The sequence below is a fragment of the Burkholderia sp. JPY481 genome (assembly GCF_038900515.1).
Lineage (GTDB): Bacteria > Pseudomonadota > Gammaproteobacteria > Burkholderiales > Burkholderiaceae > Paraburkholderia > Paraburkholderia youngii.
Map to the genome: position 1 here is coordinate 1 of NZ_JAYMRT010000151.1, position 386 is coordinate 386.

Here is a 386-nt window from a genome sequence, read left to right on the forward strand (position 1 = left end):
CCACCGCCTCCGGCGCCCGCCGCACCTGCGCCTCGAACAGCTCATGGATGCACCGCTCCGACGGGTACGCCGCCTCCGTGCGGTTCAGCTCCTCCAGCAGATACCGGCGCTCCGCCGCCGGCAGGATATCGATGCGCTCCACCGGCTGGCCCGCGTCTGCAACCATCGCCCGCAGCAGCGCCAGCAGATAATCCCGCTGCCGCCTGACCGTCGACTCTTCGAACAGCGCCGTGGCATAGCCCAGCGTGCCCACGATCCGCCCGTCACACTCGCCTACGTTCAGCTCCAGCTCGAACCGGATCTGCCCGGGCGCATTGTCCACCACCTCCTCCACGCCCAGCCCGGGAAGATCGAGCCGCCCCAGCGCGTTATTCTGCCAGGCCAGC

General features: G+C 69.7%; 1 protein-coding gene. It reads right to left on the reverse strand.

Annotated elements, in window-relative coordinates; all coding sequences use genetic code 11:
- Positions 1-386 (reverse strand): condensation domain-containing protein (locus tag VSR82_RS40105; protein ID WP_498858938.1); only part of this gene is annotated, 386 nt, incomplete at both ends.